15 protein-coding genes are annotated in these 19012 nt (G+C 46.2%); 5 read left to right on the top strand and 10 right to left on the bottom strand.

Features of this window, described 5'->3' with window-relative positions; genetic code table 11:
* Positions 1–46: 46 nt before the first annotated feature.
* The 5 genes from INR79_RS19050 to INR79_RS19030 form a co-directional block, all read right to left on the bottom strand.
* A complete protein-coding gene (locus INR79_RS19050) occupies positions 47–406 on the bottom strand; it encodes a response regulator (RefSeq protein ID WP_004403961.1) in 360 nt (119 codons plus the stop codon).
* An 18-nt stretch (positions 407–424) separates the two neighbouring features.
* Entirely contained in the window at positions 425–688 is a 264-nt protein-coding gene (locus tag INR79_RS19045; protein ID WP_004403962.1) for a lipid asymmetry maintenance protein MlaB, read from the bottom strand.
* Between the two features lie 419 nt (positions 689–1107).
* Entirely contained in the window at positions 1108–3138 is a 2031-nt protein-coding gene (locus tag INR79_RS19040) for a tRNA(Met) cytidine acetyltransferase TmcA (protein ID WP_223098815.1), read from the bottom strand.
* Positions 3139–3266: 128 nt separating this feature from the next.
* Positions 3267–4241, bottom strand: coding sequence for a ParB/RepB/Spo0J family partition protein (locus INR79_RS19035; RefSeq protein WP_022596283.1), 975 nt, complete (start codon positions 4239–4241; stop codon positions 3267–3269).
* 3 nt (positions 4242–4244) lie between these two features.
* Entirely contained in the window at positions 4245–5465 is a 1221-nt protein-coding gene (locus tag INR79_RS19030) for a ParA family protein (RefSeq protein ID WP_004403967.1), read from the bottom strand.
* A 1444-nt stretch (positions 5466–6909) separates the two neighbouring features.
* Here INR79_RS19030 and INR79_RS19025 point away from each other — a divergent pair.
* Positions 6910–8886, top strand: coding sequence for a replication initiator protein RctB domain-containing protein (locus INR79_RS19025; RefSeq protein ID WP_004403969.1), 1977 nt, complete (start codon positions 6910–6912; stop codon positions 8884–8886).
* Between the two features lie 433 nt (positions 8887–9319).
* On the opposite strand, the gene INR79_RS19020 is transcribed toward INR79_RS19025, so the two are convergent.
* From INR79_RS19020 to INR79_RS19010, 3 genes are read right to left on the bottom strand one after another with little or no spacing between them, the layout of a single operon-like run.
* Positions 9320–9769, bottom strand: a complete 450-nt coding sequence (locus INR79_RS19020) for a transcriptional regulator (protein WP_200768115.1) — start codon at positions 9767–9769, stop codon at positions 9320–9322.
* On the bottom strand, positions 9766–10698 hold the full coding sequence (locus INR79_RS19015) for an ATP-binding cassette domain-containing protein (RefSeq protein WP_004403975.1): 933 nt from the start codon (positions 10696–10698) through the stop codon (positions 9766–9768). Before INR79_RS19015 ends, INR79_RS19020 begins: the two co-directional genes overlap by 4 nt.
* Complete coding sequence (locus INR79_RS19010; protein ID WP_022562216.1) at positions 10695–11546, bottom strand: ABC transporter ATP-binding protein; 852 nt, start codon at positions 11544–11546, stop codon at positions 10695–10697. Before INR79_RS19010 ends, INR79_RS19015 begins: the two co-directional genes overlap by 4 nt.
* Before the next feature lie 435 nt (positions 11547–11981).
* On the opposite strand from INR79_RS19010, the gene INR79_RS19005 reads away from it, so the two are divergent.
* On the top strand, positions 11982–12179 hold the full coding sequence (locus tag INR79_RS19005; RefSeq protein ID WP_004403984.1) for a PA3496 family putative envelope integrity protein: 198 nt from the start codon (positions 11982–11984) through the stop codon (positions 12177–12179).
* Positions 12180–12360: 181 nt separating this feature from the next.
* On the opposite strand, the gene INR79_RS19000 is transcribed toward INR79_RS19005, so the two are convergent.
* Complete coding sequence (locus INR79_RS19000) at positions 12361–12615, bottom strand: hypothetical protein (protein ID WP_223098799.1); 255 nt, start codon at positions 12613–12615, stop codon at positions 12361–12363.
* 123 nt (positions 12616–12738) lie between these two features.
* On the opposite strand from INR79_RS19000, the gene INR79_RS18995 reads away from it, so the two are divergent.
* Positions 12739–14436 (top strand): ABC transporter substrate-binding protein, encoded by a 1698-nt coding sequence (locus INR79_RS18995; RefSeq protein ID WP_223098787.1) that lies wholly within the window; start codon positions 12739–12741, stop codon positions 14434–14436.
* A 21-nt stretch (positions 14437–14457) separates the two neighbouring features.
* Here INR79_RS18995 and INR79_RS18990 read toward each other — a convergent pair whose 3' ends face one another.
* The gene (locus tag INR79_RS18990) at positions 14458–15006 is read right to left on the bottom strand and encodes a hypothetical protein (protein ID WP_223098784.1); all 549 of its coding nucleotides are present in this window, start codon (positions 15004–15006) and stop codon (positions 14458–14460) included.
* A gap of 421 nt (positions 15007–15427) precedes the next feature.
* Between INR79_RS18990 and INR79_RS18985 the strand changes: the two genes are divergently transcribed.
* On the top strand, positions 15428–16207 hold the full coding sequence (locus INR79_RS18985) for a GNAT family N-acetyltransferase (RefSeq protein ID WP_223098781.1): 780 nt from the start codon (positions 15428–15430) through the stop codon (positions 16205–16207).
* Positions 16208–16450: 243 nt separating this feature from the next.
* A complete protein-coding gene (gene nirB, locus INR79_RS18980) occupies positions 16451–19009 on the top strand; it encodes a nitrite reductase large subunit NirB (protein WP_223098778.1) in 2559 nt (852 codons plus the stop codon).
* Positions 19010–19012: the final 3 nt, after the last annotated feature.

Here is a 19012-nt window from a genome sequence, read left to right as displayed (position 1 = left end):
GGTCACCTACCTGTAATCTGCCTAGCGGCTCTGCCGGAGCGAACGCTTAAATCACGCGTTTCAATGTTTTTAATAATGTTTCAGGGTTAAATGGTTTAACCAGCCACCCTGTTGCACCGGCAGATTTCCCTTCCTGTTTCTTCTCCATACTGGTTTCCGTTGTCAGCATCAGGATAGGGATAAATTTATATTGAGGATTGCCACGAATGGCACGTACCAGCTCAAATCCGCCCATCACGGGCATGTTCACGTCCGATATCACAACATCGAACTTGGTCATCTTCGCTTTTTTAAGGGCATCACTTCCGTCGTTAGCCGTTTCGACCTCATAGCCAGCGTCTTTTAAAGTGTGGCTAACCATTTGACGGATCGATACAGAGTCATCGACAGCGAGAATCTTAGTCATAAAAGTCCCCTCAATTCCTTAATTTTCAAACACACTTTGTAAGTCGAGTAACTTAATACTTTCCTGAAATTCATCAGAAGCATTGATAAGTTTTATCTCGGTGTTTGCCTGCTTGGCGCTAAAGAAAAGAGATGCCAACGCCTGCAAACCTGCAGCGTCAACTCTGACTACGGAGGAGGCATCAATCACTAGCTCTTCATTGGTGTCGAGCCACTGTTGATACTCGTTTTTGATATTCAGGACGTTACCAATCTCTAAGGATTCTTCTAATTGACATTCCATATGTCCATCCCTGCGACCTAGCCATTAGCGGAGTTGACGTATAAATTGAGTGTAGGAGGGATTCTTTGATTATCAACAATAAAAATGTCAGAACAGCTCAGTTGGAACTGCTACCTGATGAGCTACAAATAAAAAAATGAGGTGAAGAAATTCACATTGATGAGATTAAAGTCTCTTAAAAAACAACCTTATAAATCGATTACACAAATTCATTTCGATTGTCGACATTTATATCAATTCAGCTCAAAAAGGCTGTTATTGTGCAGCATATTTTTTACATTGTTTTGAGATAGTGGTCTGAAATAAATCTCAAATGTTATTGAATTTACACTGTAAATTTCAGATTGGGATTCGAAGGACTAAGTGCTGATAGATGGGGAAAATGACTCATTTACTCAAATTGAAAGAGAGACTCGTTTTTAGTCAAATTTACAGTGTAAATTCACCAAGATTTCAGCCACTTGTTCGCGGATATATTTCTCTAGCGACTTTCTCCCAGAAAAACCGAAACCAGCAACCACTTCGGACCAGCTTTGCTGTTGCAGGAATTTGGAAACAAGCGGATAAGCTGCCTCCCCAAAGCCAGACTTCAAAGCCATCATTGTGAGCTTTGCCAACAGTACAGCTGAAGATTCTGCACCATTTCCCCCTTGAGCGTAACGCTGGAGCATTTGCAGTTCATGCGCATTTAATGAGTTCGAAGGTAAAGAAAATGTTTGTACCAAGGGTTCGACAATCCAGGGTTCGATAGTTTTCAGTTCGCCTGAAAGCTGGGAGAAAAAGTTGGTCTCCCAATACTGTTTCGCAACGCAGTACCAATCGCTGTTTTTTAGTGTGCGCACCATGATCACCGAGTGAGCACCACTCGCTTGATCTCGACTGCTCCCTACTCGTAAAGGAAGATACCCACAAGCTAACCAGAACTGCAGCAACTCTTTTGTCGCACCGAAGCTGGTGGACAAATAAGTCACCTCACTTTCTAGTGCTTCTTCCAGCTTATCCAACAGGACTTTACCCACTCCATTTCTTTGCAGAGTGGGATGAACGGCAATACGCATAACACGTACACTGGATTCTTTGGCTGCATCATCGACCCCTAAATGATTCGCCAGGCTAGACGGAACAAGATGCCCTTTTGGACGACGCTTTCCTGTCACAATGCCGTCGATAACGTCAGAAGATAAATCCCCTTCCCTCACTGTAGATAAGCAGCCGACCAATTGTTTGCCTTGCCATGCCATCCACAAGTCGGTGGATGAATCGCTTAGTAACTGAAACAGGTCATTGGGTGAAGTTTGATAATGTGCATTGACCAACAATCCAAAGCATCGCTTTAGCAAGCTTTTATCTTGGACCAGCGCCTTTTTGTCGATGCGCCTAAGTACCACTTCCTCAAGAGTTGAGTCTACTTCTTCTATTTCGGCATCAAGTAAGAAGGCGTCAAACAGCCACCTTTCTAGTGGATCATCCTCTGCCCAACGAATGGGTTGATTGAGATGCAGAGACTGCCAGCCAGACCGATTTTCCTGTAACCACTTAGTGAATTTAAGGGTGAAGCCTCGCCCGCATCCTTCATAGCCATGCACAGTGGTTGAAAATACCATGCGGTGGTAGTGCTCTGTCATAGCGATCAACATCGGTACCGGAATCGCAGAAGCTTCGTCCACAATGAGTAAGTCGCATTCAGGCTTAGTTAAGAGCAAGTCATCGGGAGCAACGTATCGCAGAGTACTCACCTCGCTTTCAATCAGAAAACCGGAAGTACCTGGACCAAGCCCAAGCGTTTGATTGGCGTGTTCAAACACGGGAACGACAGCCTTGGTTGCAGGTGCAGTGACGACTATTGTCATCTTTCGCGAACGCATCAATTCGGCAGACGCCATTCCCAAAGAGGAAGACTTTCCTCGCCCTCGGTCAGCAGTCATCACTAGGGGGCGTTTTCTTCGACCAGAAACCACTTTGGTTATGGCTTTTATAGCGGCTAGCTGATCAGTAAATAAGGCGTCGATTTTTTCGGATGTTCTGATAGGTAAAGCAGGCAAAGCTTTATCTTGCTCGATACAGATGTCACCATCTAGATGGGATGCCAGCCACTCACTTCCACCGCCTTTATTGAGGTGTTTTCGGTTGAGTAATATCACTATCCCGCCACCAACCACGGTTCCGCATGCGGCAGCAAAGCTATTAGCATCAAAACCAGATGCACAGTCGTATATCAGTAGAGTCAGTTCCGTGCCCAGTACTTTGGTTCCGTACTGATGATTCTTAGTTGGGATGTTTTGCCATTCTTCCCCGCCCAACTTCAGTGACCGACTTGGCGATTCGACGTCGATAAATTCACGGACTTGCGCCTGACACCAACTCTCGTCCCCCACCAGTTCGACCAAAAATCGATGGCGGTTGTGCTTTGCGATTTGAGATAGCTGTACTAGAAAATCAGAGTGCGCCACAGAAGGAAGGCTCCAGAAAAAACGACCAGCAAGAATGGTAGCAGTTAAAGTAAATTCAGCTCAAGGGGATGAGCACATTGGCGGGCAGCAAAACAATAAAAAAGCCGCATTGCTGCGGCTTTGATTGCTTAAGAAAGCTTTTGTTTCAGGAAAGCGAGTATGTCTTCCATGGTTTGGTCGTCCACTTTCTTCATATTCAGGGACAAAGCATTTCCCTTGCGGGCGTAACTGACACGTCCTTTAATAAAGTCGACTTTCTCTGCACCAGAGGCTTTTTTACTTGGTGCCAGTTCTTCAATCCAGGCTTCGAGCTGCTCGGTCACTTCTTTAGTAATCCGGCTCACGCCTTGAGTACTGGTGTTTTCCCAAACATACCCATTCTTACTGTGGCATTTTTTCAGCAGAGATTTCTGCTGCCCCTCAGTGAGCTGGAAGAACTGCTTGTGCAGTTTCACTATGGTCGGACGCCCCAGATCACCAACATTGGGATAAGCTCGAAGTAGCTCAAGTGGCAAAGCAGCCGCTTTCAGCGCTCCACTGACCAACGCTTCGCTGCATTGGAAAATAGTTGCCAGAGCTTTTTGGTCTTCAGCTTCTCCGTTATCCAGTTTCGCCTGCATTTCACGACCACGCTCGTACAAAGAAAGCGGTTTATGTGCGTTTGCCACATCAGACAGGAACTTCGCATGCTCTGTCTCAATGTTCTCAGCCACGTAAATCAGGAAGTCTTTCTTCGCCAAGATACAGGACATACGACGACGGCTGCCGTCCAGTACTTCAATTTTTCCGTCTTTAGTGCGGCGACCAACGGCTGGGTACTGCTGACCACGTTCTTCCAGCGTAGTCAGAATATCGGACAAAGCGTGCTGGTTCAGGAAAGACTGCTCACGGGCGTTTTGTTCAAATACAACCGTATCTGTAGCCACTTTCTCAGCTGCGACTTTAACCAGCTCAAAAGAAACCAGTTCCTGCCCTGCCACGGCAAGCTCAATGAACTGGGCTTTGTCTTTTGCGGCTGTCTGTGCTTCTTGCGGTGAGGTCGCACGGCGTTTGTTGGCTTTGCCAAACAGTTTTGCGTTTAATTCTGAAGTTTTCATTGCCATAGATTAAGACTCCTGATTGAGTGACGACCAGTGACCATGCAACACACGCTCAAGCTCTAATGCGCTCTTCTGAACGGCATCCTGAGCGGTTAGAAGGGTCTTTTTACCCCCTTCGAAATCCCCGACCGTAAGATCAAAGACCGTGCTATAGGTATCTGCGCAGGTTTCAAATGCACGGCTTCGAGGTATCGTCGCCATCATCACTTGTTCACCCAATAGGTAATTCATTTCGGTTAATACAGAGACTTGTTTTTTATTGTCATCTTCAAACATGGTAGGCATTAAGCGCACAAACTCAAGCCCCTTCCAGTCTTCCGGGAACATTTCGTATACCGTGGGAAGATGCTGGAAGAAGTTAACCGTTGACGCCCAGTCCAGTCGTTTCGCTGCACAAGGGATGAGCAGCGCGTTAGATGCATACATAGCATTCCACACCAGGGGATCAACGTGCGGACCTGTATCAATCATCACGATATCGAATTCGCTGGCAATCTTATCGATCAGCTTTTCTTTCAACAGACGAACGATATCCAGAGACGCATCCTGAGATAGGCTTTGCCACGCCTCCGCGTTAAACATCGCATCTTCAGGGAATGCAGAAATGGTTTTCAGGTTCGGATATTGGGTGGATAGCAAGACGTTTTTGTTGAGGAATTCCGTATCAACCTCTACCCCATCCGGCACATTGTCCAACATGATATCGACAGCAGAATAGATGTTGTCGTGCTCACTGACGCTGATTTGCGGGTTCAGAAACAGACGCAAAGAGCCTTGTGGGTCAAGGTCAATCAGACAGATGCGGTAACGCTTATCCAGGTTCAGCGCCAGGCAGGCGGCTAAGTGCACAGCCGTCATAGATTTGCCCGTACCACCCTTCTGGTTCTGGACGTTGATTATCCATGGCTTGTTGTCGCCATTTTTCTTACGTTCATGAAATTTCGGTACGCCTGCCGCATCCATTAGCATGTGAGCTTCTTGCAGAGAAATGGAGTAATGGTTGGCATTATTCTTTGTAAATTGGTGCCCTTGCTCTTCCAGCTTACCGATTGCATCGTCCAGTTTACGACGTGTTAAACCCGAGCGCGTCTCCATTAATGCCTTTGACATAGGAGGAAAATGTTCATCGCTGCGTTCTTCTAAGACTATTTCAATACGGTCAGCTTGAACTTGTTGAGTCTGATCCGCCAACTCAACTAGATTTTCTATTGTTTTTTCTCGTTTCATTATTAGGCATCCAAACGAATTAACTATTTTGCATTGTACAGCAATATCTAGATTTAACAATAAAAAGGTGAACAGATACTTCTGAGCAACCTCACATTAAATTAAGTCAAATTGACTAATTACCTGAAATTTTGACAAAGTAGTGACTTAAATCTTTCCTGTAAAGTTTCACGAAGTCACACAGATTTAAAATGTTACAGCATCACTTATTTACAGTGTAAACGATATATTTATCTGTAACCTTCATCGAAGTGAAAAACCGATGATCTCTTCACCCAAACTCAATCCTATTCCATGAACCTCAAAAAGCGAAAAGCTATCTATCAAAGAATGAGCCTTGGTCTCAATTTAGATTAAACAAAAATCTTCAGATGTTTATGCAAGCTGACCTTAAGCCTCTATCAAATTCGTGAAATCTCACTAGGCAGGGGGTAATCGATCAAATGGTATGGGGCTCTGCAGAATATCATTGCGGAAAAAATACTCCCCTTAAACATGGGATGTATCTTCCTCAACACTCCTATTTTCAACGGAACGATTATTCAACACTTCTAAATTACGGTCACTGTCATTCGAATTTACAGCGCTAAGGATTTCAAATTCAGATCGAACTCTTTCAACGCAATGTTTGATTTACGGAAAGATGATCAAGGTAGAGGCTCTTGATCATCTTTCCAGTCGAATTTGGTCAGTTCGGAAGAATGATCATGGGGTTTATGAGTGTAAATTCGATCGCTTTGCCAACCAGTTCACACAGATCCAATTCGGATCAATGATCAAGTTGTATTCTTCTGCCGGAAGCATGAGAATTGTCGTCCAGTTTACGGGAAGTGTAGATTGAATAAGGCATCACAGATTGGTCAACAGTCAGAAATGGTCAATTAACTGTAATCCAACTGACATTTATTGCCATCGACATCTCCTTGATCATGCTTCAATAAGCTCTGGCTGTGGAAAACTAAGCGTAGACGGGCGGTATGGCTGTCTATCCGATTGTAAATTGGCGTGATGGACGCATGAAAGCATCCGTTTTCTTGATCATTTTTCCGGATAGTAAATCAATTGATGCAGAAGTAAACAAAGGGAAGTGTGGATAACTTGTGAGGTGTCTTTGATCATGGTTTCGGAGTTGTCTTGATCATGGATTCGATCTGATGATGATCATTGTTTCGAGTGTTTTTGATCATGCTTTCAAGAACTTATTGATCATCGTTTCGGGATTCACATGATCATGCTTCTGAAGGCTAAAAAAATAACTTTATTTTATTCAATGGGTTACAAGCGTCTTTACAGCCAGATCATAAGATCACTTAATCACTTTAGATCAAATAAATCATAAAGATCAGTTTTTTAAGAGCCATAATTTTTTCTTTATTTATGATTTTTTTTTCTTTAATCTTTCGGAAAAATAGCAAAATTACGGTCAAGCGACCATGGATAACAAATGACGTCTGACGAAAAGATCTTAATCAAGCATCCAAGAACCCATAAAGATGGACATCTGTTTTTAGTTAACGAACAAATTGTTGACTGGATCGAACAATATCAGCACTTCAAAGGCGTCACTAAGAGTATTGTTGAACTACTGAATCTTATCTCGCTGCGCGGTTTTAGTAGCAAGGATGGATATGTTTCTACCACCGAACTGGTTGAAGCCACTGACGGAAAATTAACCCGTGCAGCAATACAGCAGCGGCTGAGGGCGGCGGTGAACATCGGTCTGTTTAAGCAAACTCCGGTTCGTTTTGAAGAAGGACTGGCTGGAAAAACCATGCTGCATTCCTTTGTCAATCCTAGCCAGCTGATTTCCGTGCTCGGTGCCACCAGCCTGATGACAGAATCCAGCAAGCAAAATGAAAAGCAGAAGCGTTCCAAAGCGCTGGCACAAACTCAGGTTAACCGTCGGTTGCTGAATGAACACGGGTTGAATACTCCGCCGGCAATGAAAGACGAATCGGAACAGTTTGTTGTGTCGCCGACCAACTGGGCAGGCATTATTGATCAGGCGCTTGCGCCGCCCAGAACCCGCAAAAACTACCAGAAATCCATGGTCTCGATCTCGGGTAGCCGGGCGGTGATCGAAACACGATCATCAAAAAACATCATGACAGTGGACGATCTCATGACGCTGTTTGCCCTGTTCACGCTGACCGTTCAGTATCACGAGCATCATCAGGAAGATTACCAGATCAACGCGAAGCAGGTTCCGAACAAAACACCGCTCTACATCACGGACATTCTTGCGCTTCGGGGCAAGAAAGACAGCGGTCCTGCCCGCGACTCGATCCGCGAAAGTATCGACAGGATCGAATTTACCGATTTCCAGTTGCATGAGCTGACTGGGCGATGGATGAGCGAGAACATGCCAGAAGGCTTCAAGAGCGATCGTTTCCGTTTTCTGGCCAGAACCATTACTGCGTCGGAAGAAGCACCTTCAGAGGACGCTGCGGGCGAAATACGCATAAAACCAAACCTGTACATCCTGGTTTGGGAACCATCCTTCTACGAAGAGCTGCTCACGCGCGATTATTTCTTCCTGTTTCCACCGGAAATTCTTCGTCAGCATACGCTGGTTTTCCAGCTGTATTCTTTCTTCCGAAGCCGTATGTCCCGCCGATTTACGGATACCATGCTGCTCAGCGAGCTGAATCTGAAGCTGGCGCGTAACATCGAATGGCGTCGTTTCTCGATGGATCTGATGCGCGAGCTGAAACGCCTGTCGGAAGGGAAGGGGACCGAAGACATGTTTGTGGTGAACCTGTGGGGTTACCACATCACGGTCACCAATATCGAAGAAAAGTCCAAAGTGGTGGACTACCAGCTCGATATCAAATGCGATGTGGAAGAAGTGCTTCGTTACTCTCGTGCCCGTACCACTAATGCTGGCAAACGCAATATGGCACCGACGCTGCCTAACCCGCTGCGCCACGAAATGGTGTCCAAACAGAAACTGGAAGAGCTGGCAGAGATCATCGACGGAGAGTTTGAACCGATCCAGCGAAAACCCGCTTCTCCGAAAGGGCGATTAGGGCGTCGGGTGAAGCTGAGAAAGCACCTTGTTGAGATCAATGCGGACGAATTGACGATCACTCTATCCAAATATACCTCTCCAGAGGCTCTAGAACGCAGTATAACGGCTCTTTCCGCAATGACCGGACATTCTCCGGGATCTATCCGAGAAGAGTGTCAGGAGCTCGTAGAGAAGCTCGACTGGCTCAGAGTCGGAGAAGACGTGGTGCCATACGAAGTACTCAGCAAGACAATCGAGCTGTTTAACGGGCAACGGGAAGTGAATCACCTCTCTATCGAAAAACTGATCAGAGGGCTCGCGGTGCGCAAAAAAGTGTGTAAGCAAGTTTTCGAAGGGCATATCGACGAACTGGTGATGCGAACGCTTGATGAAGTCGCCACCGGGCAATAGCCCGAGTAGTAAAGTTTTTCAGGAAGTTAGAGCCGCTAATCTTGAAAATTTACTTTTTGATAACTTTGACAGTTCTCTGACATGAACGAACAACATGCCATTTATTCTGCGCCCTGAGATAGCAACAATGTTGTTTATTTCTAATGAATTAATAAATGGCTCAATTGTTCATTCAAACAATGAATTACTTTAGCAGGTTGAAAAACCTGCTATTTTTTTGTCTGTTGTATGAGGTTCGGGTCATCTCATACAAATGCTTCTTCAGCATGTTTGTGGTTTTGCACTGGGTCAGTGAAGAGTCGAACAATCGGAAACATGATCAAGGTTGTCATGATGATCATGCGTCTGAATTCGGAAAGATGATCAAGGCGCGGAAGCATGATCGTAGATTGAGGCGGGAAGAATTTAGAAGGGCAGCCGGCTTGTGCTTAGATTACAAGCCGTTAGGGAGGTTCATGCCTTGCTGCTGTTGAGACATGAACTCTACATGACACTGAATCTGCTTTTGTGACTCTTCCGTCCAGCCAAGCTGGTTACACTGTTCAAGCATCACCACAATCAGGTGGTCGAGTCGTTTCAGACACCAGTGTTTCAAATCAATTTCTGCTTCTGGATTGCATGAGACTGCCTGGAGTCTGGCATAGGCAAAGTTCAGATATTCATAGCCTTTCTGGGGAAGTTCCTGCCTTTGGTAGTATTGAAAGACCCTCAAACATCCGTCTAGCCAGCAAGCTATCGCCTTACTTTGCTCATCGGTGATTAAAGGACCCCAAACGGCTTCTGGCGGCTGATGAAGAAGTGGAATCAGCGACTCCACTTGATCATGCTTCCCGGACTGGTACCAATCTGACACTTTTTCCTGCCAGGCTTCCAGCGTTATCATGCAGCGTTAGTCCACTGCCTAACAAAGTGGTTATCGCCCACCTGATCGTACATTGGCTGCAAAATACCGCTGGTTGCGCGGATCTTATCGGCATCCTGAGAGTAATTTGGTTCGGAGTGAACAAGGTTGCCAAACGGAAGATCCGGATCAGGCACTGCAGAAATCAGCAGTTTGGTGTACGGATGCTGCGGATTCGTCAGGATCGAATGCGTGTCACCCCATTCTACGATCTGACCTTTGTACATCACTGCGGTTTCTTCAGCGATGTAGTGTGCCGTCGCCAGATCGTGAGTAATGTATAGGAAGCCAATGCCAAGCTCTTCTTTCATGCGCTGCATCAGGTTCAGTACGCCAAGGCGAATCGAAACGTCCAGCATCGATGTAGGTTCATCCGCCAGAATCATTTCAGCACCTACCGCCAGTGCACGTGCCAGGTTAACACGCTGTCTCTGACCGCCACTTAATTCGTGCGGGAATTTTTTCAGGGTTTCTGCCGGTAGCTCAACCAGATCCAACAGCTCCTGCAATCTCGCTGGAATCTTAGATTTGTCTGCAATTTGCTTGTGAATCTTAATTGGGCGCGTCAGGTGGTGCTCAATGGTGTGTGTTGGGTTAAGTGAACCAAACGGGTCCTGGAAAACCATCTGCACTTTACTGCGGTAATCAAGTACATCTTTGCGGCTCTGGATGTCGTTGATGTTTCTGCCACGGTAGAGAATTTCTCCCTCAGTTGCAGGGTAAACCTTAGTGATCAGACGTGCACAGGTACTTTTACCACAACCAGATTCGCCAACGAGTGCCAGAGTTTTACCTTTGTGCAGGTTGAAGCTCACGCCCTGAAGCGCCTTGAACGTCTCAACTTTCGCAAAGCCGCCGCCAATGTTGAACTCCTTAGTAACGTTGTTCAACGTAATGATTGGTTCGCTCATACTGGCTCTCCTTGCTCTTTCTTATGACGTGCTTCGTGAATGTTCGGGAATGAAGCCCAAAGCTTCTGAGTATATGGATGTTGCGGGTTATTGCGGATTTCAGTCGAGGTGTTGACTTCAACCAGTTCACCGTGGCGCATAACCGCAATACGGTCACAAAGCTGGCTCATCAGAGCAAGATCGTGGGTGATAAACAGAACCGAGAAACCAAACTCTTCACGAAGCTGATAAATCTGCTGCAGAATTTCGCGTTGAACCACAACATCAAGAGCGGTGGTTGGCTCGTCCATGATGATCATGTCCGGGTTTAGTGATAGGGCAATCGCAATAACCAGACGCTGACGCATACCACCACTGAACTGGTGAGGATACTCGCTCAGGCGGTGACGAGGAATGTTCACCAGATCAAGCAGCTTTTCAGCGCGCTCTTTGGCTTCCGCATCTGTGCAGCCTTTATGGTGGCGTAATACATCAGAAAACTGTTCTTCGATGGTCAAAACAGGGTTCAGAGAGTTCATCGCACTTTGGAATACCATGGCGATTTCGCTCCAGCGAAGTACTCTCAAATCTTCATCAGACAAGCGCAGAATGTCGCGTTCTTTAAACCAGATTTGACCTCCGGAAATGAACGCTGGCGCTTTATGCAGACGGTTGATTGCGAATGCAATGGTGCTTTTACCACAACCTGATTCGCCTGCCAGACCGAATATCTCACCTTTACCGATATCGAAACTGACGGATTTCACCGCGTTAAAGTCACCGTTATCGGTAATGTAATCGACACAAAGGTCGCGTATCTGAAGAATTGGCTCAGGGTGAAACGCCTGAGGATGTTTTGACTCACTCATAACAGCTTTTCCAGAATAGAAATGATATGAATTATCATTACCCATAATTTTTCATTAAAAAATAAGTCGGTCGAAAAAGGGTGATGAATGTCATGAATATACGGGGGTGAATTTGAGGAAAATGCGACTCAGTTCAAGTTGTGGATTGAGTCAGTTATCAAAAGGCTTTATCGATAAATTCGTCAGAAGAATGCTTACGATATACGGAATAATTTGAGTAGAAATGTAGGAAAAACCTGTTCGCTTTTCCTAGAGAGTAATCTTCTAAATCTAATCACCTACAACCAATTTATCAAAGTAATAATTGTAAACGCAGTGATATATTTTAGGAAATTCTGAGCTGGTCACATTCCGTATCGAATTATCTTAACAAGCTCAAATGGCTTTGCTACAGATTAGGTGTCCCCGGATTTATGAGGTTTTTTGGAGGCAATTATGTCCATTAATTCTATCGATCATTCTGAGATGTCAAAGATGGCGGAGAAATGGGACTTTAAGGATGAAGTCACAGAAGCCAAATCGGCTAACAAGCGTAAATCAGCGGAAGCACGTCGTCGGATTGAAATGCTTCGCGAAATCAAAGAGAGTGGGCTGACACTGGAAGAAGCTGAAGAACTGGGCTTACTTCACTAGTATCAGTACGCACCCGCAAGTTAGGGCAGGGGAATTCCTCTGCCTTTGTTTATTTGGATTTGATCTTGGGTTTTATGGGTTTTTGTTCCGTATGTTTTGGCAAGTTAATTCTTCACAGCAATAAATAAGTGGATCTCCCTACCTAACCGATTGAAAATTTACACAGTAAACTCAATCACGCTTACTTCTGCGTTTCCCCTGTTTCAGCCAGTTTTTTCAGAATTCGGATGCGCCGCTCAGCGATCACTTTTGGCGGCTCATCGTGTCCAACAGTTCGTCCATCAGATTCAAAGCCTATATCTTTCAGCATATGAGGATTTTGCCAAGGGATACTGAAGTACTCTTTTCTTACTTCTCTCTTCCAGGTTTTTTCTTCTCTTTTTAGCTCTGCTTTCACTAGCCAAAACGCCAAACGAATGTAAATAGACTGACTCATACACACCTTCCTTCTTACCTATTCTGGCTTGTTTTTTTGCACTTTTTCTCTCTAACTGATTCATTTATTATCGAGATTAAAAGATGAAGAAAAATGGAAATAAATTAAAAGGATTTCACCTTTATGCGTTATTGGAGAGCATTAGCGTACTTTCGCGATACGTTAGTCCGAGAAGAGTGGACAAGCCTGTCTTTGGATGACATCACTCAAGCATTGGTCTGTACCCGACGCAATGCGCAGTTAGTGATCAAGCGATTGGTCGAAGAAGAGGCTATCGGTTGGAAGCCGGGAGTAGGACGGGGTAACTTACCTAAAGCCATATTGCTGAAATCGGTCACAGCGCGAGTAGAACGCTACGCCAAAAGATTGATGAAGGAAGGCAAGACTGAAGAAGCCATCAGCCTGATACCAGCGAAAGAGCGTGATCAGTTTATCGCGGTATTTGTTTCGCAATACCAAACCGGGACTGGTGATGATCATATTCTTCAAGTGCCGTTTTATCGCGGGACTCATGACCTGGATTCGATTGGCGTATCGCGACGCTCAGAAGTCCATATAGCCAATCATCTTTATGCCTATCTGGTGACTTGGGATGGTGATACTCAGCAGTTCAGGGGTGACTTGGCTCACTTCTGGGAGTACACCGAACAGGGCGTACTGTTCTACCTCAGAAAAGGGTTACGGTTTCACGATGGCAGCCCGCTGCTGGCAGAAGACATAAAGCAGCACTATATACGCCTGATGAATTCGCCCCACCAGACCAAAGCGCTCTACCAGTTTATCGACCGCATCGTGGTGCACGATGATCTGCGTATTGAATTCATTAGCGAATCTCTGCCCAATTTGATACCCAAACTGGTCTCTTCCAGTGCGATGGGCATCGCCAAATCGGTTAATGACCAAATTGTCGGGTCTGGTCCGTTTATGTTGGTGGAGCAAACAGAGTGGCGCACACTTTTGAAAACCTCTCCTCATTATCACGGCTTTCGCCCCTGGATTGATGGCGTTGAGATATGGAATGTGGGCGACAAAGCGAAGGATTTTGAACTCAACAGCGACATGGTTCATGGCGTTCACCTTCAACATCGCTCTAAAGCCGGATTTGAAGAGAAAACGCAGTGGGAACCGGGATGTATTTACGCTCAGCTCAACCCTAATCGTCACACGTGGATGAAAAAGCGAGCCAATCGGAAATGGCTTCAGAAGGTAATCCAGACTCTGCCACTGCCAGAAGTGACCTGGGGTGAAGAAGTGGCGTATGCCGAGGGAATGACCACTTCACCTATCTTTGAAAAAGCCGTACCGAATGGTGAAATCTTGTCACCTGTTAGCCTACCCAAAGCCCCCATACGTGTGGTGACCTATCAACTTAATGTTCACATTGCCGCTGCGGAACAAGTCCATCAGCGATTAACTGACCTGGGTATCGACTGCGAAATTACCATCTATGAGTATCCGGAATTTGACTCGGCAGCCACGTTGTCGGAAGCAGATATCATTGTAAGTGGGGAAGTGTTTGATGAAGATACCGAGCTTTCGTGGATGTTCTGGCTGCTTTGTACCTACTCCAGCAAGGTGTGTTTTGCCACTGCTAATTCGGAGTGGCTGAAACAGAAAGTGGTTACGGCCTTGCAATTGCCCACCAGTGCGCAGCGTTTAAGGCAGCTTGAAAATATAGAAACAACACTGATTAACAAAGGGCTGTATCAGCCGATTTTGCATATCAGGCAGGACACCAATGTATCCGAGAAGCTTACCACCACATCACTTCTTCCCAATGGCTGGATCGATTTTACTCAGGTAGTGATCAAACCGAGCTGAATTTACAATGTAAACTCAGCTTTAAAGCTGAGGATACCAATCCGGTGCCTGATTTAAGGGTTCCTGAGAAACTTTGCTTGCCACTCCTCGGGTTATGGTTACGACGTTCTGGTGCTCGCACTTGCTGGTGACGCAGTTTGGTGTTTCATACATCACAAAGCTCAGTTTGCCATTATCCAGCAACTTGAAATCAAACACTTTGGTCTCATTGGTGGTGACAGCTTTTAACCGAGGCTCGTTGTGCCACTGTGTCGCCAAGAGCGTATTTGAACCGAAAAAAGTCAGACCGTGCTCGGGGGTATGTGTCGCCTTGGGATCCTGACTGGTGATTTTCCACCAGCTAAATATGGTGAAGAAGTATGGGCTTTCACTGGTGGGATGGATGGTAAAGCGGCTTTTCCCATTCAGAATCTTCGCTTGGGTTGGTACTCGAGCCCCTTTTTCGGTCAGGACCTGCGTTTCCATCTCCCAGGTTCCGACAAGAGTACTCAAAGATGGCTGAGTTGCAGCACTGGCAGAGAAACAGAACCCGAACAGTACAGGCAGTAATAAAGTATTTAGAGCTTTCACGTTATGCTCCTTTTCAACGGTGAAATGTGTGGCGGTTATACCCAAGTGACCTCAAGATGCTAGGTTCAGCGAGAATTAACTGGCTTTTAGGCAAGACACCGATTTGAAGATCTAGTGGTTCTAAATCAAGAATCGGTAACGCAGTATAAAAGCCAGTTAAACTCGCCCTTGGGAGCTCATATTCTGTTCCATTTCATCGTCAAAGAACTTGGAAAGGACTGGTCATTCCACTGCGTTCTTTTCCTTGAACTGAAACAGAATATGAAGCTCTGAATCCTGCATCTTGAGGTCACTTGGGTATATACTCCATGTTTGATGCTAATTGACTCAATGGTCAACATTCGGATGTTAAAGTTTCGCCAATACTTCCATTTTTATAATGAGCTCCAGGCTAATAGGTCAACAGACCCTAGGAAACAGCATGAATAAGCAAGCAGTAAGAGCGCAGTACAATCAGTTTGAGCGAATTGATATCAACTTAACGGGCTACCAAAAATTCGATACAGGGAAGGTTGTTCGACTGGTCTCAGAACAATCTGGCGGCAGCCTGATTGCCTACTTCGATTTAGACGAAAGGAGTGCCGATGCAACGATTGAAGAGGAAATGGATTATTTCCGAAAGCTGAACCGAAGCTTCGAATGGAAAGTTTACGATTATGACTCCCCCACTGACATTACCAAGCGACTGGTGGAGAAAGGGTTTGTCGCCGACGATCCTGAGTCATTTATGGTGTTAGATCTGACGACCATCGAAGCGCACCTTCCTGTTCCTGATCAAGTGATAGAAGTGACTGATGAGAAGGGGATTCGAGATGCCATTTGGGTTCAGGAACAGGTATGGAAAGAGGACCTTAGCGAGCATTTTGACTATCTGAATAACTTTAAGCAGACGCAGCCCGATCAGATTTCAATCTATGTAGTATACAGCGGTGAGCAGCCCGTCAGTTCCGGTTGGGTTACCTACAATGGAGACAGTCCGTTTGCAGGAATTTGGGGTGGCAGCACACTCGAAACCCACCGTGGGAAAGGATGTTACACCGCGCTGTTGCACCAGAGAATTAATGAAGCCAGATCGAAAGGTATTCGCTATCTGACCATCGATGCGTCTGACATGAGTAGACCCATCGCGCAGAAACACGGATTTGAGCTGGTGGCGATAACGACGCCTTATACTTACACGCCTAAAAATGAAAATGAGTGAATGGTGGGTAATTGGGTATAAGTGAAATTGTGTTCTTTTATTACCGATTTTTATTACACGTATACTCAATTTATTCCATACTATTTACGTCAGAAACATACATTTAACCTTTGTAAAGCTTGTTAAGCACCACCATCTACCCCTTTAGGGTAGTTTTATTTTGTAATTGATTTACATCATGTGTTCACATCCATTAACAATCAACAATGCGCTCAGTTAACAAAATAATTATCAGGAAGTCTTATGAGCAAGTTGAAGCTGGTTGTGATCGGCAACGGGATGGTGGGTCATCGCTACATCGAAGACCTGGTAGAGAAAACCGATGTCGCGGAAATGGACATCACGGTTTTCTGTGAAGAGCCGAGGGTCGCTTACGATCGTGTTCACCTCTCTTCGTATTTCTCTCATCACACAGCGGACGAACTTTCTCTGGTCAAAGAAGGCTTTTATGAAAAGCACGGCATTAACATCTTGCTGGGCGAACGTGCCATCAACGTCAATCGAGAAAATCGCATTGTGTATTCAAGCTCTGGTCGCGAGATCGCTTACGACAAGCTGATTATCGCCACCGGATCCTACCCATTTGTTCCTCCCATCAAAGGTCACGAAAGCAAAGACTGCTTTGTATACCGAACCATTGAAGATCTGAAAGCCATTGAGGCGTGTGCCAAGAACAGCAAAAGCGGTGTTGTTATTGGTGGCGGATTGCTTGGTCTGGAGGCTGCTGGCGCACTTAAGGCTTTGGGCGTAGAAACTCACGTGGTGGAGTTTGCACCCGTTCTGATGGCAGAACAGCTTGATCAACAAGGTGGCTTACAGCTGAAAAACAAAATTGAGCGCATGGGCGTTCAAGTCCACACCAGCAAAAACACCTTAGAAATCGCGCCAGAGGGCAGCGATGCGCGCAATGTGATGCGTTTTGCTGACGGTACAGAGTTGGAAACCGACTTCATTGTGTTCTCGGCAGGCATTCGTCCGCAAGACAAGCTGGCTAAGCAGATGGGGTTGGAAATCGCGCCTCGCGGCGGTATCGCCATAAACGACCATTGCCAGACGTCAGATGAAAGTATTTACGCCATTGGCGAGTGCGCTTCGTGGAACCAAACCTTCTATGGTCTGGTCGCTCCGGGTTACAAAATGGCGACGGTGGCAGTGGATCACCTGGTTGGCAATGAGAGCGTATTTGAAGGCGCTGACATGAGTGCCAAGCTGAAACTGCTGGGCGTGAAAGTTGGTTCCATTGGCGATGCGAATGGGCGCACACCGGGCTGCAAAAGCTACGTTTACCAGAATGAAGAAGAGGAAGTCTACAAGCGCATCATCGTATCGGAAGACGGCAAAACGCTGCTGGGTGCGGTGCTGGTGGGGGATACCTCAGATTACGGTGACCTTCTTCAGCTCAAGCTCAATGAAATTGACTTACCTGAACACCCAGACACTTTAATTCTTCCTGCGCATGCAGGCGCTGAAAAACCGTCTCTGGGAGCCGATGCTCTGCCTGAAAGCGCAGTGATCTGTTCGTGTTTTGATGTGACCAAAGGCAAGATCGCCACAGCAGTTGCTGAAGGGCACCACACGCTGGCAGACATTAAAGCGGTAACAGGGGCAGGCACTGGGTGTGGCGGCTGTATTCCGCTTGTCACTTCTGTTCTGAATGCTGAGCTGGCGAAGTCCGGCATCGAAGTGAAAAACGATCTGTGTGAGCACTTTGCTTATTCTCGTCAGGAACTGTTCCATCTGATTCGAATTGAAGAAATTACATCCTTTGATGAACTGCTTGCCAAACACGGCAAAGGCTACGGTTGTGAGGTGTGTAAGCCTGCTATCGGCTCTATTCTGGCGTCTTGCTGGGGGGAACACATCCTCAAACCGCAACTGGTCAAACTGCACGACACCAATGACAACTTCCTAGGCAACATTCAGAAAGATGGCACCTATTCGGTGATCCCACGAATGGCGGGGGGAGAAGTCACTCCTCAGGCACTTGCGGCACTGGCAAGAGTGGGAGAAGAATACAACCTCTACACCAAAGTGACCGGCGCCCAGCGTATCGGTTTGTTTGGTGCTCAGAAAGACGATTTACCAGAGATCTGGCGCAAGCTGATTGAGGCTGGCTTTGAAACAGGTCAAGCCTACGCCAAAGCTCTTCGCATGGCGAAGACCTGTGTTGGTTCAACATGGTGTCGTTACGGGGTTCAGGATTCCGTTGGCTTAGGCTCTCGCATCGAGAATCGCTACAAAGGCATTCGCACCCCGCACAAAATGAAATTTGGTGTGTCTGGCTGTACCCGTGAGTGTGCTGAAGCGCAAGGTAAAGATCTGGGCATTATTGCCACAGACGCGGGCTGGAACATGTACGTATGTGGTAACGGTGGTATGAAGCCTCGTCATGCCGATCTTCTGGCGATGGATTTAGACGAAGAAACCCTGATTCGCTACATCGACCGTTTCATGATGTTCTACATTCGCACTTCTGCTCCACTTCAACGCACCTCTGTGTGGCTGGAAAACATGGAAGGCGGTGTTGATTACTTAAGAGAAGTGATTGTCGACGACAAACTGGGTATCAACGAACAGCTTGAAAAAGACATTACCAAGCTGGTGGCGGAATACCGCTGTGAGTGGACAGACACCATCAAAGATGATCAGCAGCTTAAACGCTTCTCACACTTCATTAACTCGGATTTGCGTGACGATAACGTAGTGTTTGTGCCTGAAAGGGATCAGCACCGCCCTGCTACGTTCACAGAAAAACATCCGGAAGCCAAAGGCGACATTCTTCACGTGGAATTGGAGGGCTAATCC

The organism is Vibrio sp. SCSIO 43132 (genome assembly GCF_019904195.1).
Classification (GTDB): Bacteria; Pseudomonadota; Gammaproteobacteria; order Enterobacterales; family Vibrionaceae; genus Vibrio; species Vibrio nigripulchritudo.
This window is presented reverse-complemented; position numbering and strand designations above follow the sequence as displayed.

Coding starts and splice junctions, on each gene's coding strand:
- INR79_RS19050 (WP_004403961.1), bottom strand. CDS start 406: ATGACTAAGATTCTCGCTGTCGATGACTCTGTATCGATCCGTCAAATG.
- INR79_RS19045 (WP_004403962.1), bottom strand. CDS start 688: ATGGAATGTCAATTAGAAGAATCCTTAGAGATTGGTAACGTCCTGAAT.
- INR79_RS19035 (WP_022596283.1), bottom strand. CDS start 4,241: ATGGCAATGAAAACTTCAGAATTAAACGCAAAACTGTTTGGCAAAGCC.
- INR79_RS19030 (WP_004403967.1), bottom strand. CDS start 5,465: ATGAAACGAGAAAAAACAATAGAAAATCTAGTTGAGTTGGCGGATCAG.
- INR79_RS19025 (WP_004403969.1), top strand. CDS start 6,910: ATGACGTCTGACGAAAAGATCTTAATCAAGCATCCAAGAACCCATAAA.
- INR79_RS19020 (WP_200768115.1), bottom strand. CDS start 9,769: ATGATAACGCTGGAAGCCTGGCAGGAAAAAGTGTCAGATTGGTACCAG.
- INR79_RS19015 (WP_004403975.1), bottom strand. CDS start 10,698: ATGAGCGAACCAATCATTACGTTGAACAACGTTACTAAGGAGTTCAAC.
- INR79_RS19010 (WP_022562216.1), bottom strand. CDS start 11,546: ATGAGTGAGTCAAAACATCCTCAGGCGTTTCACCCTGAGCCAATTCTT.
- INR79_RS19005 (WP_004403984.1), top strand. CDS start 11,982: ATGTCCATTAATTCTATCGATCATTCTGAGATGTCAAAGATGGCGGAG.
- INR79_RS19000 (WP_223098799.1), bottom strand. CDS start 12,615: ATGAGTCAGTCTATTTACATTCGTTTGGCGTTTTGGCTAGTGAAAGCA.
- INR79_RS18995 (WP_223098787.1), top strand. CDS start 12,739: ATGCGTTATTGGAGAGCATTAGCGTACTTTCGCGATACGTTAGTCCGA.
- INR79_RS18985 (WP_223098781.1), top strand. CDS start 15,428: ATGAATAAGCAAGCAGTAAGAGCGCAGTACAATCAGTTTGAGCGAATT.
- nirB (WP_223098778.1), top strand. CDS start 16,451: ATGAGCAAGTTGAAGCTGGTTGTGATCGGCAACGGGATGGTGGGTCAT.